At 71.7% G+C, this 12805-nt stretch carries 13 protein-coding genes; 8 read left to right on the plus strand and 5 right to left on the minus strand.

Features of this window, described 5'->3' with window-relative positions; all coding sequences use genetic code 11:
• Nucleotides 1-103 precede the first annotated feature (103 nt).
• Together KIK05_RS23925 and KIK05_RS23930 are read right to left on the minus strand one after the other, a co-directional pair.
• On the minus strand, nt 104-811 hold the full coding sequence (locus KIK05_RS23925; RefSeq protein ID WP_250563326.1) for a type 1 glutamine amidotransferase: 708 nt from the start codon (nt 809-811) through the stop codon (nt 104-106).
• 77 nt (nt 812-888) lie between these two features.
• Complete coding sequence (locus KIK05_RS23930) at nt 889-2040, minus strand: acetyl-CoA C-acetyltransferase (RefSeq protein ID WP_214413046.1); 1152 nt, start codon at nt 2038-2040, stop codon at nt 889-891.
• A 151-nt stretch (nt 2041-2191) separates the two neighbouring features.
• Between KIK05_RS23930 and KIK05_RS23935 the strand changes: the two genes are divergently transcribed.
• A complete protein-coding gene (locus KIK05_RS23935) occupies nt 2192-2920 on the plus strand; it encodes a TetR/AcrR family transcriptional regulator (RefSeq protein ID WP_372455607.1) in 729 nt (242 codons plus the stop codon).
• Nucleotides 2917-3600, plus strand: a complete 684-nt coding sequence (locus tag KIK05_RS23940; RefSeq protein WP_214413048.1) for a DNA alkylation repair protein — start codon at nt 2917-2919, stop codon at nt 3598-3600. The genes KIK05_RS23935 and KIK05_RS23940 overlap by 4 nt, the downstream gene beginning before the upstream one ends.
• Here the strand turns inward: KIK05_RS23940 and KIK05_RS23945 are convergent.
• Complete coding sequence (locus KIK05_RS23945; protein ID WP_214413049.1) at nt 3597-4691, minus strand: thiolase C-terminal domain-containing protein; 1095 nt, start codon at nt 4689-4691, stop codon at nt 3597-3599. The genes KIK05_RS23940 and KIK05_RS23945 overlap by 4 nt on opposite strands.
• 309 nt (nt 4692-5000) lie before the next feature.
• Here KIK05_RS23945 and KIK05_RS23950 point away from each other — a divergent pair, with 309 nt between their 5' ends.
• Nucleotides 5001-5807 (plus strand): SAM-dependent methyltransferase, encoded by an 807-nt coding sequence (locus KIK05_RS23950; protein WP_214413050.1) that lies wholly within the window; start codon nt 5001-5003, stop codon nt 5805-5807.
• Nucleotides 5808-5854: 47 nt separating this feature from the next.
• Entirely contained in the window at nt 5855-6493 is a 639-nt protein-coding gene (locus KIK05_RS23955; RefSeq protein WP_214413051.1) for a MerR family transcriptional regulator, read from the plus strand.
• Between the two features lie 28 nt (nt 6494-6521).
• Here the strand turns inward: KIK05_RS23955 and KIK05_RS23960 are convergent, their stop codons facing one another.
• Complete coding sequence (locus KIK05_RS23960; RefSeq protein ID WP_214413052.1) at nt 6522-7802, minus strand: amidohydrolase family protein; 1281 nt, start codon at nt 7800-7802, stop codon at nt 6522-6524.
• A 61-nt stretch (nt 7803-7863) separates the two neighbouring features.
• Between KIK05_RS23960 and KIK05_RS47170 the strand changes: the two genes are divergently transcribed.
• The 3 genes from KIK05_RS47170 (at nt 7864) to KIK05_RS23975 (ending at nt 11325) form a co-directional block, all read left to right on the plus strand.
• Nucleotides 7864-8382 carry a MarR family winged helix-turn-helix transcriptional regulator gene (locus tag KIK05_RS47170; RefSeq protein WP_214413053.1) on the plus strand — a complete coding sequence of 173 codons (519 nt, stop codon included), beginning with the start codon at nt 7864-7866 and terminating at the stop codon, nt 8380-8382.
• Nucleotides 8383-8682: 300 nt separating this feature from the next.
• Nucleotides 8683-9744: an LLM class flavin-dependent oxidoreductase gene (locus KIK05_RS23970; protein WP_214413054.1), complete on the plus strand. Its 1062-nt coding sequence runs from the start codon at nt 8683-8685 to the stop codon at nt 9742-9744.
• Nucleotides 9745-9771: 27 nt separating this feature from the next.
• On the plus strand, nt 9772-11325 hold the full coding sequence (locus tag KIK05_RS23975) for an AMP-binding protein (protein ID WP_214413055.1): 1554 nt from the start codon (nt 9772-9774) through the stop codon (nt 11323-11325).
• Nucleotides 11326-11380: 55 nt separating this feature from the next.
• On the opposite strand, the gene KIK05_RS23980 is transcribed toward KIK05_RS23975, so the two are convergent.
• Complete coding sequence (locus KIK05_RS23980; protein WP_214413056.1) at nt 11381-11836, minus strand: MarR family winged helix-turn-helix transcriptional regulator; 456 nt, start codon at nt 11834-11836, stop codon at nt 11381-11383.
• Between the two features lie 112 nt (nt 11837-11948).
• On the opposite strand from KIK05_RS23980, the gene KIK05_RS23985 reads away from it, so the two are divergent.
• Nucleotides 11949-12803, plus strand: coding sequence for an NAD(P)H-binding protein (locus tag KIK05_RS23985; RefSeq protein WP_214413057.1), 855 nt, complete (start codon nt 11949-11951; stop codon nt 12801-12803).
• The last annotated feature ends 2 nt before the right edge of the window (nt 12804-12805 follow it).

Below are 12805 nucleotides of genomic sequence, written 5' to 3' on the forward strand. Positions count from 1 at the left end.
ATCGCGCGAGTGGCCTTCCTCACACCGCCCGCTCCCGTCGCGCAGGCGATCCCCGAGGTCCACCCGGCCGCGTCCCGCCACCACCGCGAACGAGGCGCCCCTCCTACGCGCGGCCCTCCTTGACCAGGGCGGCGAAGCGGGAGGCCACCGTGCTCCAGGCCGCCGTCGAGAGCGGGTCGTCCGCCACCGCGGCGGCGTACAGCTGGTCCAGGTCCAGGCCTCGCCTGCGGGTGTACTCGGCGTCCCACTGCCGGATGCGCTCGGGCCCGACCTCCGGGTGGAACTGCACCCCCCAGGCGCGGCCGCCCAGCCGGAAGGCCTGGTAGGGACAGCGTTCGGTCTCGGCCAGCCAGACCGCGCCCGGAGGCAGGGCCGTGATGGCGTCGATGTGGTTCTCGATCGCCGGGACGGCGGCGGGCAACCCGCCGAAGACCGGGTCGCCCGCGGCCTCGGCCCGCATGGTGATCGACGTGCTGCCGTGCTCGGGCGCCCCGGCGTCACCCAGCACCTTCCCGCCGCCGATCGAGGCGAGCATCTGCCCACCGAGGCAGATGCCGAAGAACGGCACCGACCGGGCGAGGGCCTGCTCGACGAGGGCGCGGGTGGCCGGCAGCCAGGGGGCCTTGTCGTCGTCGTCCGGCAGGTAGCCCCCGCCGAGCACGATCAGGCCGTCGTGCGCCAGCCGGGACGGCAGCGGGGACCCGTCGAAGGCGGTGATCACGTCGACGGCGACCCCGGCGGCGTCAAGCCATTCCCCGAACCGCCCAGGACCCCCCTTCATCCCGTTCTGTACGGCAAGCACACGCGGCATTCCTGGCATGAGGCCCGACTCTACCGGCCCCCGGCGGACAGCCGGCGAAGCCCTCGCCGGGGCCCGCGGACAAGGGGTCAGAGGCGTTCGAGGACGGTGACGTTCGCCTGGCCGCCGCCCTCGCACATGGTCTGCAGGCCGTAGCGGCCGCCGGTGCGTTCGAGTTCGTGCAGCAGGGAGGTCATCAGGCGGGCGCCGGTGGCGCCGAGGGGGTGGCCGAGGGCGATGGCGCCGCCGTTGGGGTTGACCCGGTCGCGGTCGGCGCCGGTCTCGCGCAGCCAGGCCAGCACGACGGACGCGAAGGCCTCGTTGATCTCCACGACGTCCATGTCGCCGATCTTCATGCCGGCCTTGCGCAGGGCGTACGCGGTGGCCGGGATGGGCGCGGACAGCATCATGATCGGGTCGCCGCCCCGGGCCGACATGTGGTGGAGGCGGGCGCGCGGGGTGAGCCCGTGCGTGCGCACGGCCTCCTCCGAGGCGATGAGGAGCGCGGCGGCGCCGTCGGAGATCTGCGAGGACACCGCGGCGGTGAGCCTGCCGCCCTCGACCAGCGTCTTCAGGCCGGCCATCTTGGCCAGGGTGGTGTCGGGGCGCGGCCCCTCGTCGGAGAGCACGCCGCCGTAGGGGGCGATCTCGCGCTCGAACCGGCCCTCGCCGATCGCGACCAGGGCCCGCTGGTGGGACTCGAACGCGAACTCCTCCATCTCCCGCCGCGAGATGTCCCACTTCTCGGCGATCATCTCGGCGCCGCGGAACTGCGACACCTCCTGGGCGCCGTACCGGGCCGCCCACCCCTTGGAGCCGGCGAACGGGGTGGCGAACCCGAGCGCCTGCCCCGCCACCATGGCGTGGGCGATGGGGACCATGCTCATGTTCTGCACGCCCCCGGCGACGACCAGGTCGGCGTTGCCGCTCTGCACGGCCTGGGCGGCGAAGTGGACGGCCTGCTGGGAGGAGCCGCACTGCCGGTCGACGGTGACGCCCGGCACCTCCTCGGGCAGCCCGGCGGCGAGCCAGCAGGTGCGGGCGATGTCCCCGGCCTGCGGGCCGACGGTGTCGACGCAGCCGAACACGACGTCGTCCACGGCGGCCGGGTCCACCCCGGTACGATCCATGAGCGCGCGGATCACGTGGGCGCCGAGGTCGGCGGGGTGGGCCGCCGCGAGGCCGCCGTTCCTGCGCCCGACGGGGGTGCGCACGGCGCCGACGATGTAGGCCTGGCTCATGGCAAGGGCTCCTCCCGGATCCGGACATGCCATACAAAGCTAATCAACAGGGTAGCAAGCGCTTGTTAGACAAGGGAACATGGGGTGAGCAGGCGACTCACGCCCGCCGTTACGTGAACAAGCGATTGCACGGAGGCCCATAATGGAGGGCGTGAACACGCGAAAGAACGCCGGCGGCACCTCGGCGATCGCGGGGGCGGCCGGAGCGGCTCCCGCGCGGGGCGGCTCCGCGGCCAAGCGCCAGGGCACCACACGGCGGGCATCCGCGTCCGGATCCGCCTCCGAGCGCCGCGACCACCTCGTCAAGCTCGCCGCCGAGCTCTTCGCGCGCAAGGGCTTCCAGGCGACCACCGTCCGCGAGATCGCGGACGAGGCCGGCATCCTCTCCGGAAGCCTCTACCACCACTTCGACTCCAAGGAGACGATCGTCGACGAGGTGCTGTCGACGTTCCTCAAGGATCTCATCGGCCGCTACCGCGTCGCACTCGAGAGCGAAGGCGACGCCCGCACGGTGCTGTCGGAGATGGTGCGCATCGGCTTCAGCACCCTGGAGCCCCACCGGGCCGCCATCACCGTCATGCAGAACGACTGGAACTACCTGCGCTCCCTGCCCGGCGACCGCTTCGACTACCTCATCAAGGCCGAGGACGAGGTCGAGCGCATGTGGGTCGAGCAGATCAAGCGCGGTCAGGCCGAGGGCCTGTTCCGCCCCGACGTCGACCCCAAGCTCACCTACCGCATGATCCGCGACACCATCTGGGTCGCCGTGCGCTGGTTCCGCCCCGGCGGCCGGCTCAACACCAACGGCCTGGCCGAGCACTACATCACCGTCCTGTTCGACGGCCTGGCCACCGGCGAGCGGAGCAGCCAGAAGGCATGACCCCACTCCACCAGGCCATCCGGGTCGCGCTCACCGAAGTCGCCGATCCGGACAAGGCCCCCGCCATGCAGGCGTACATGAAGTCCACGATGCCCTTCCTCGGGGTGCAGGCCGTGCCGCGGCGGGCGGCGGTGAAGCGGGTGCTCGCCGAGCGCCGCATCGACGCCGCGCCCGAGTGGCGGCGCGCGGTGCTCGCGGTGTGGCGCGACGCCGAGTACCGCGAGGAGCGGTACGCCGCGATGGAGCTGGCCGCGCACCGCTACTACCGCGAGTTCCAGACGCTCTACACGGTGCCCATGTACGAGGAGATGATCGTCACCGGCGCCTGGTGGGACTACGTCGACGACCTCGCGATCAACCGCGTCGGCGGGCTGCTGCGCGCCTTCCCCGACACCATGCGCCCGCTGATGCTCGAATGGTCGCGCGACGACGACCTGTGGAAGCGGCGCACCTCGATCCTCTGCCAGAACGCCTTCAAGGACCGCACCGATCCGGGCCTGCTGTACGCCTGCATCGAGCCGAGCCTGTCCGACACCGACTTCTTCGCCCGCAAGGCGATCGGCTGGGCACTGCGCGAGTACGCCAAGACCAGCCCGGCCGAGGTCGTCAGGTACGTCGACCACAAGGGGCTGACCGGCCTGAGCCGCCGGGAGGCGCTGAAGAACCTCCCGGTCGCCTAGCCGGCCGCCACCAGCAGGGCCGCGCTGCCGTAGCTGCCGCCGAAGCCGGTCACCAGGGCGGTCCCGTGGTCCCCGCCGCGCAGCTCGCGGACGGCCTGGGCGAGGTTGTTCAGCCCGTGCACGTACCCCTCCGACAGCAGGCCGCCGTGCGGGTTGACCTTCCGGTGGCCGCGTCCCAGCAGGTACGGGCCGAGGTCGGCGCGCTCGGCCAGGCCGAAGTCCTCCAGTTGCCGGGGGACGAGCCAGGAGTAGGCGTCGTAGAGGAGCGGCACCTCGACGTGGCGCGGCGTGAGCCCCGAGGTCTTCCACAGCATCGGGGCGACGTAGGCGGAGAAGATCGTGGTGACGTCGGGCGCCCGGTCCATGGTGGAGCATCCGGGGCCGCCGCCCCGCACCACCGCGTGGACGCGCGGCGCCTCGGGCGCGAGCCGCGCGTCCCGGACGACCAGCGCGCACGCGCCGTCGGTCTCCTGGCAGCAGTCGGCCGTGCGCAGCGGTGTGCAGACGTAGGGCTTGGCGAGGTACTCCGCGAGCGGGAGCGGCTCGCGGCGCAGCGCGCGCGGGTTGCCGGCGGCGTTCTCCCTGGACTGGGCGACGACGGCGTGCAGGTGCTCCTCCGTCAGGCCCGTGTCGTGCAGGTAGCGCTGGGCGGCGAGGGCGAACATCGGGACGGGCCCCGCCATGCCGTACGGGATGGTGAACCTCTCCTGCGGGCCGGTGGAGACGGTGTTCATGCGGGTGCCGGAGCGCCCGTTCAGCGCCCGGTAGACGAGCACGTTGGCGGCCGTGCCGGTGGATATCAGCATCGCGGCGTCGCCGAGGATGGACGCCGCCTGGGTGCCGCCGCCGCTGATGTCGTTGTGCCAGCCGAGCGTCCCGATCCGCAGGGCCCGGGCGACCTGCACCACGGGCGCCGAGTCGTTCAGGTGGTAGCTGAGGACGGCGTCCACCTCGCCCGGCTCGATCCCGGCGTCGGCGAGCGCGGCACGTGAGGCCTCCACCGCCAGTTCCAGCTCGGTGCGTCCGGACCGCCGGGTCAGCCCGGTCATGCCGATCCCGGCCACGGCCGCGCGGCCGGCGAACTCCTGCATGGCACCTCTCGGATACGAGCCGCTCGCCGGGGCAGGGCGCGATCCGCCCCGGCGAGCGGCGGCTGGAGGACGGGGTCACAGGCCACCCGCTCGCTGCTTCGAGTCGACGCCGTCACGCTAACGCCGCCCATCCCAATTAGGCAAGCGCTTGCTCGGTTTGGAGACGGAATCCGCGTCGAGGACCCGACACCCGGACGCCGACCAGGCGGAAAACCGCCACATGATCAACTATCTCGGGCTTTTCGTCTATATTCACCCCTAGGGCGTTTTCGCGAGATGACGTCTCAGGGGACTACGAGGCGAGGGCGGATGAGCGAGGAGCAGGCTCCACCCGGGATCGATCCCAAGATCCCCAGCGTTGCCCGCATGTACGACTACTACCTCGGAGGCAAGGACAACTTCGCGTCCGACCGCGAGGCGGCCGAGAGGGTGATCAAGCTCTTCCCCCGCGCCCGGGACATCGCCCGGGAGAACCGCGCCTTCCTGCGGAAAGCCGTGCGCCTGCTCGCCCGGTCGGGGATCGAGCAGTTCATCGACATCGGCACCGGGCTGCCCACCGCCGAGAACGTCCACCAGGTCGCACTGGAGGCCTCGCCCGACGCGCGGGTCGTCTACGTCGACAACGACCCCATCGTGCTCGTCCACGCCCGCGCGCTGCTCGCCGACAACCCGCAGACGATCGTCATCGAGGGCGATCTGCGCGACCCGAGGGCGATCATCGAGCACCCGGGGGTGCGGGCGCACATCGACTTCGGCAAGCCCTTCGCCGTCATCCTGTGCGCGGTGGTGCACTTCGTGGAGGACGACGCCGAGGCGGCGGGCATCGTGGCCTACCTGCGCGACCGGCTCCCGCCCGGCGGGGCGATGGTGCTCTCGCACGGCTTCAGGGGCGACCGCGGCTCCGACAGCGTCGACGAGGCACAGAAGATCTACTCCCAGACCAGGGGAGCGCTGAAGATGCGCGACCGCGAGACGATCGTGTCGTACTTCTCGGGGCTGGAGCTGGTGGAACCCGGCGTGGTCCAGGTCGAGGCGTGGCGTCCCGACTTCGACTACGACATCGACCCCTCCGCCCCCGGCGGCCTCGGCGGGGTCGGCCTGGTCCCCCGCACCTGACGGAAGCCCACTGGATAGCTGAAGTATCCAGTGGGGTAAGATGAGGCATGCGGATTTCCCAGCTCAGCGCGGCCTCCGGGGTCCCGATCCCCACGATCAAGTACTACCTGCGCGAAGGCCTGCTCCCCCAGGGCGAGCAGACCGCCGCGACGCGGGCCGAGTACGGCGAGGGGCATCTGCGCAGGCTCCGGCTCATCCGCGCGCTGCTGGAGGTCGGCCGCCTGCCCGTCGCCGCCATCAGCCAGATCATCGAGGCGGTCGAGGACGACGCGTTGCCGGTCCACCAGATGCTGGGCACGGCGCACTACGCGCTGGCCTCACCGGTGGAGGTGCAGCCGGACGACGAGGCGCACCAGGCCGCCCGCGAACGCGTGGACACCCTGATCGCCGAGCTCGGCTGGCACATCCATCCCGAGGCGCCCACCCGCGACGAGCTGGCGCAGATCCTGGTGCGGATGGACCAGCTCGGCATGCCGGCCACCGACGGGGAGCTCCGCCATCACGCCGGCGTCATACTGCGCCTGGTCGCCGAGCGCGAGATGACCAAGATCCCCTTCGACGGCCCCCGGGAGACGGCGGTCGAGTCGCTGGTGGTCGGCACCGTGCTGTACGGCAAGGCGTTCGACGTGCTCAGGAGGCTCGCCCACGAGTCGGAGTCGGCCCGGCTCCTCGCCCCTGAGGGCTGAGCGCCCCCGGGAGCCGCACCGACCCGCCTCATGAGGCCGTGATGTGGCGGCCCGACTCGGCCAGGGCCGCGACGAGGGCCGGCACGTCGTGGTGCAGGAGCGTGCCGCCGCGCTTGACGATGCGCCCGCCGACGATCACGGTGTCGACCGCCCTGGTGTCGGCCGCCAGCACCACTGCGCCGATCGGGTCGTGCACCGGGGCGTGGCCGAGGGCGTCCATGCGCAGCATGATCAGATCGGCCTGCTTGCCCGTGCGCAGCGAACCGGTGACGTCGGCGAGGCCCGCGACCTCGGCCCCCTCGATGGTGGCCATCCGCAGCGCGTCGCGGGTGGTGAACTCCATGCCGGCGCCCTCCGGACGTGCCCGCTCCAGCGTGTAGGCGGCCCGCATCAGGCTGAACATGTCACCCGGGGCGCTCGCCACCGTGTCGGCGCCGAGCGCGGCGGGCACCCCGCGCGCCCGCGCGCGTCCCGTCGCCGGGTAGCCGATGCCGAGCTCCGCCTCGACGACCGGGGAGAGCGACACCGATCCTCCACTGTCGGCGATCCTCCCGAGCGCGTCATCGGTGTAGAAGTTCGGGTGGACGTAGGTGGTGCGGGTGCCGAGCAGGTCGTTCTCCCGCAGGAACGCCAGGCCCCGCTCGGCGCTCTCGGCGCCGTGCCCGCCCATGTGGACCGTGACGGGCAGGCCGAGGTCGCGGGCGAGCCGCCACTCGTGCAGGGCCTGCTCCTCGCTGACGATCTCGGGCCCGAGCGCCGCGACCGCCATCGAGAGCAGGTCGCCGGTGAGTTCCTTGTGCACCCGGCGCCCCTCGGCCGCCAGGCCCTCCGGCCCGCCGTCGCCTCCGTAGCAGTAGCCGACGACGGCGCGGATGCCGGCGTCCTTCAGCGACTGGACCACCGCGTCGGTGTGCGCGGGCGTGAGGTTGATGTGGGACCAGTCGACGAGCGTGGTGATGCCCGCGTCCAGGCATTCCAGCGCGCCGGCGAGGTTGCCGGTGTAGACGTCCTCGGCGCGGTAGCGGGGGGCGTACCGGCCGAGGACGCGGCCCAGGTAGCCCGGGAAGTCGATGTCGGGGGCGGCCGAGCGGATGCCGGCCTGCCAGGTGTGCCGGTGGGTGTCGACGAACCCCGGCATGACGATCATGCCGGTCGCGTCGATCACTTCGGCGCCGGGGGCGTCGGGCAGCCCGGCGCCGACGGCCGCGATGACGCCGTCCTCGACGAGGACGTCGCCCCGCTCGGTGGTGGTGGGGACCGGCTCGGTGTCGACGAGCAGGCCGTTGCGCAGGAGAAGGCGTGAAGTCATGAGCGGTAACTTAGAAGAAAGCTTTTCAGAAAGCAATCTGGATGAGGAGTAGCCTTCTGGGGTGCAGCACGACGAATCCCGCGACGAGGTCGACGCGCTGGTCCCGCGATGGGAGGAGTCCGGGCTCTCCTCACGGCTGATCGCGTCCCTGGAGCTCGCCAAGCGCAGCTCGCGCATCGGCCTGCTGGTCGAGCAGGCCACCAAGGCGAGGCTCACCGAGCTGGGGCTGACCTACGCCGAGTTCGACGTCCTGGCGGCGCTGAGCCGCGTCGGCCCGCCGTACCGCCTCAAGCCCAGCGAGCTGACCCGCCGGCTGTTCCTGACCTCCGGCGGCATCAGCAACGTGCTGCAACGGCTGACCAGAGCGGGTTACGTGCGGCGCGAGGACAACCCCGGCGACGCGCGCAGCCGGTGGGTCGAGCTCACCGACGAGGGGCACCGGATCGCCACGATCACACTGCAGGGCGCGGGCGACGCGCACGACGAGGTGATGGCCGGCGTTCCCGAGGAGACCCTGCGGCGCGCGGCGGACGCCCTGCGCGAGGTGCTGCTCGTCGTCGGCAGACGCCGCGTCCGTTAAGGGTTCTCGGGCCGGCGGCGCCCGGCCGCTCCACGACAGGGCGGCGCCCCGGGCCGTCGCCGAGGCGAAGGGAACCTCGGCTCCCGGCCGGCACCGGCGCTTTCTCATGATCGCCGGAGGCCTGGGCGTCCGAATCGTCACCCCCGGCGAGAACGGGGCTCTCCATCGCGGCGTCGACCTGATACGCTTCCCAAGCGAGCGCTTGGTTTACGGTGACCGATCCGGGTCACCGGTGGACCGGGGGCACGGCACGGGCGCGACCGACAGGGCATGTGGAGACGACCGCCAGGGGTACTGCCGATGAAGTTCTCGACCTTCCACCTCTTCCACCGGTCCGACGGCCAGAGCTTCAAGGACGTCTACGACTACCACGTGCGGCTCGTCGAGCTCGCCGAGGAACTGGGCTTCGACGGGGTGCGGCTGGCCGAGCACCACTTCCGCGACTACGGCGTGGTCCCCAACCTGTTCACCATGCTCGGCCACCTCGCCGCGCGGACCGAACGGCTCCGGCTCGGAACGGGGATCGTCGTACTGCCCCTGCACAACCCCGTCCACGTCGCCGAGGAGGCGGCCCTGGTCGACGTGCTGTCCGGCGGCCGGCTCGACCTCGGCATCGGGCGCGGCTACCAGAGCTTCGAGTTCGAGGGCTTCGGCGTGGACCTGGCCGAGGCGCGCGACCGGTTCAACGAGTCGCTGGAGATGATCCTCGGCCTGTGGAGCACCGACAACTACCAGCACGCCGGGAAGTTCTACAGGACCGGGACCGAGGTGTCGCTGGTGCCGAGGCCGCTGCAGGCCCCCCACCCGCCGATCCACGTGGCCGCGGTGTCGCCCGAGACGGTGACCATGTACGCCGAGCGCGGCCTGCCGATCCTCGCCGACCCGGCGGCGCCGTTCCACAAGATCGCAAAGGCCGCCGAGACGTGGCGCGCCACCGCCGAGGCCGCCGGGCACGACGTCACCGAAGCCGGGCTGGTCGTGGCCCGGACGGTGTACGTGGCCCCGACCATCGAGCAGGCCAGGGAGGACCAGGCCAGGTTCGAGAAGATGTTCGACCGGTCGCGGATCTTCAACGAGAAGAGCGCGCCCATCGACTCCCGCACCGGACAGGCCGCGCAGGGGTTCGAGTACTACCAGAACCGCTACCTCAAGGGCGGCTCGGTGAGCAACGAGTTCCGGTGGGAGCAACTGGAGGTCATCGGCGACCCCGAGCGGGTGATCAGCCAGATCAGGATGCTTCAGGACTTCGGCTTCAGCGATCTGATGTGTGACTTCGGCAGCACGCGGCCCATCCCGATCGACGAGATGGAGAACGTCATGCGCTTCTTCGCCGCCGAGGTCATGCCGGCCTTCCGCGACTGACAGAACCACTCCCGCTCAGGAGGCGCGATGAGCACCGTCCACCGTCTGACCCTCGCGGACGTCCTCGCCGAGCACGGCCGCAGCCGTCCGCTGGTCACCGCCGTGGTCGACGGGAACGTCCGGCTGGACTACCCCGCGCTCGACCGGCGCGTCACCGCCCTGGCGGGGGCGCTCGCCACCGAGGGCGTCGGGGTGGGAGACCGGGTGCTGTGGGTGGGCCGGAACTCCCACCGGGTACTCGAGCTGCTGCTGGCCTGCGGCCGGCTCGGGGCGATCTTCTGCCCGGCCAACTGGCGTCAGTCACCGGACGAACTCTCCTTCGTGCTCACCGACCTCACCCCGAAGGTCGTCGTATGGGAGCCCTCGGAGGCCGTGGAGGCGGCCCGGCCCCCGGACGGCGCGCGGTGGGTGCCGTCCGGGGAGGAGTACGAGCGGTTCCTCGCCGGCGCCGTGCGGGGCGGGCCGTCCGAGGGGGAGCACGAGGAGCGGTCCCGCGGGGACGGTTCGCCCGGCCTGGGGGACTTCGGCGACGACGGCGCGCCCGTGCTGGCCCTCTACACCGCGGCCTTCGACGGGCGGCCGAACGCCGCGCTGCTCAGCCACGCGGCGCTGATCGCGCACGCGGCGTCCCTGCTGCACGTACGGCAGATGGAGCCCGGCTTCACCTTCCTCAACAGCGGACCGCTGTTCCACGTGGGCACGATGATGTTCTGCCTGGCCACCCTGCTGGCCGGCGGCACCAACGTCTTCACCCCCACCTTCGACGCCGAGGAGGTCTGCAGGCTCATCGAGGCCGAGTCGTGCACGCAGGCCTTCCTGTTCGGCCAGATGATCGACGCCGTCGTCGCGGCCAACGCCGGCGGCCGGTACAACCTGAAGTCGCTCGGGTTCGTCTCCCACTCGGCGGAGTGGGACAGCATGATCACGGTGTCCGACACGCCGTGGTGCCGTTCCGGGATGGGCGGGTACGGCCAGACCGAGGTCGGCGGCATGCTGACGTTCCTCGGGCTCGCCCCCGGAGGCGCGGGGTACGCCGGACGGCCCTCGCCGCTCGTCCAGGTGCGGCTGCTGGACCCCGCGGACGAGGAGGTGCCGACCGGCGAGGTCGGGGAGATCTGCGCGCGCGGCAAGTCGATCTTCTCCGGCTACTTCAACAGGCCCGAGCTGAACGAGCGGAAGTTCCGGGGCGGCTGGCACCACACCGGCGACCTCGGCCGCAGGGAGCCCGACGGCACCCTCACCTTCGTCGGCCCGAAGCTGCGCATGATCAAGTCCGGGAACGAGAACATCTACCCGGCCGAGGTGGAACGCGCCCTGAGGTCCCATCCCGCCGTCGCGGACGCGGCCGTGATCGGCGTCCCGGACGAGCGCTGGAGGCAGGCGGTGAAGGCGATCGTCGTCCTGAAGCCGGACGCGACGGCGGACGCCGGTTCGATCGTCGGGCACACCCGCGGCCTGCTGGCCTCCTACAAGAAGCCCAGGCACGTGGAGTTCACCGACGCCATCCCCAAGAAGGGCTTCACCCCGGACTACGACGCCCTGGACGAGCTGTACGGAGGCGGCGCCTACCCCGGCACCTGACCACCTTGTGACGCCCCGCCCGGCTCGATCGACGACGGCGCGGAGAAGGGCGACGTCAGGCGGTGGCCGAGTCGCCGTGGTCGACGGGGGCGTCCAGCAGGGCGTTCGCCGAGCGGTGGATCTTCCTCAGTGCGCTGAGGAGATGTTCGCGTTCGGTCTCGGTGAGGTCGGCGGTGACCTTCTCTTCCAGCAGCCGCCGTTCCGTCTCGATGGGCGTCCGCAGGGCGCGTCCGGCGTCGGTGAGCCACAGCCGGACCAGCCGGTTGTCCCGGTCGTCGCGGCGTCGGATGAGCAGGCCCGCCGCGGCCATCCGGGTGGCCGCCTTGACCACGTTGGAGGTGGTGACGTTCAGCTCGGCGGCGACCTCGCCCGGGGTGCGGCCGTCCTGCCGCCACAGCACCGCGAGCAGGTGATCTTGCCCCAGGTGCAGCCCGTGGCGCCGCACGGCCGCCTCGGCCGCCGCCCGCAGCGCCTTCGACGTCTTGCTGTGCATGTCCAGGAATTCGGGCACGTCCAGGGCCTCCAGGTGATGTCGCGAGCGCGGCAGGGTGCGGTTGACAGTAAATCGTGTACCGGTTAACGTTTTTTCTGATCATTAACCGGTTCACGATTAAGAGGCTCTCATGATACTGGTCACCGGTGCCACCGGGAACGTCGGCCGCGAGCTCGTCCGCGAGCTGGACGAGACCGGCGTGCCGTTCCGCGTCCTGGTCCGCGACCCTGCCCGCGCCGCCACCTTGCCCGAGCGGGCCGAACGGGTCGTGGCGGACCTGAACGACCCCGCGACGCTGCCGCCCGCCTTCGCCGGGGTCGAACGGCTGTTCCTGCTCACCCCCGGCATCGGCCTCGACCACACCCGGCACGCCGTCGCCGCCGCCCGGTCCACCGGCGTGCGCCACATCGTGCACCTCTCCTCGTTCAACGTGCTCGGCGACCCCATGCCCGCCATGGGCCGCTGGCACCACGAACGTGAGCAGGTCATCCGGGCCTCCGGCATCCCGGCCACCTTCCTGCGGCCCGGCGGCTTCATGACCAACGCCTTCGACTGGCTGCCCACCATCCGCGAGGAGGGTCATGTCCTCGATCCGGTCGGCCCCGGCCGCTACGCGCCGATCGATCCCGCCGACATCGCCGCCGTCGCCGCCCTGGCCCTGACGGATGACGGCCACCAGGGCCAGGAGTACGTCCTCACCGGCGAGGAGTTGTTCACCGTCGCCGAACAGGTCGAGATCCTCGCCGCGGCGGCCGGCCGGGACATCACGGTCCGGGCCGTGACCACCGCGGAGGAGGCCGTCGCCTCCCGATTCCCCCACGGGGCGCCCCCGGCGCTGGCCGAGGCCATCATCGAGGGGTTCCACCTCATGCGCGCCGACACCGCCGGATTCCGCACCGATACCGTGGAGCGCCTGCTCCGGCGCAAGCCCCGCACCTTCGCCGCCTGGTGCGCACGCAACGCCGGCGCCTTCCGGACCACCTGACC

The sequence above is a fragment of the Sphaerisporangium fuscum genome, assembly GCF_018531465.1.
Taxonomy (GTDB): Bacteria; Actinomycetota; Actinomycetes; order Streptosporangiales; family Streptosporangiaceae; genus Sphaerisporangium; species Sphaerisporangium fuscum.

Coding starts and splice junctions, on each gene's coding strand:
- KIK05_RS23925 (WP_250563326.1), bottom strand. CDS start 811: ATGCCGCGTGTGCTTGCCGTACAGAACGGGATGAAGGGGGGTCCTGGG.
- KIK05_RS23930 (WP_214413046.1), bottom strand. CDS start 2,040: ATGAGCCAGGCCTACATCGTCGGCGCCGTGCGCACCCCCGTCGGGCGC.
- KIK05_RS23940 (WP_214413048.1), top strand. CDS start 2,917: ATGACCCCACTCCACCAGGCCATCCGGGTCGCGCTCACCGAAGTCGCC.
- KIK05_RS23945 (WP_214413049.1), bottom strand. CDS start 4,691: ATGCAGGAGTTCGCCGGCCGCGCGGCCGTGGCCGGGATCGGCATGACC.
- KIK05_RS23950 (WP_214413050.1), top strand. CDS start 5,001: ATGAGCGAGGAGCAGGCTCCACCCGGGATCGATCCCAAGATCCCCAGC.
- KIK05_RS23955 (WP_214413051.1), top strand. CDS start 5,855: ATGCGGATTTCCCAGCTCAGCGCGGCCTCCGGGGTCCCGATCCCCACG.
- KIK05_RS23960 (WP_214413052.1), bottom strand. CDS start 7,802: ATGACTTCACGCCTTCTCCTGCGCAACGGCCTGCTCGTCGACACCGAG.
- KIK05_RS23970 (WP_214413054.1), top strand. CDS start 8,683: ATGAAGTTCTCGACCTTCCACCTCTTCCACCGGTCCGACGGCCAGAGC.
- KIK05_RS23975 (WP_214413055.1), top strand. CDS start 9,772: ATGAGCACCGTCCACCGTCTGACCCTCGCGGACGTCCTCGCCGAGCAC.
- KIK05_RS23985 (WP_214413057.1), top strand. CDS start 11,949: ATGATACTGGTCACCGGTGCCACCGGGAACGTCGGCCGCGAGCTCGTC.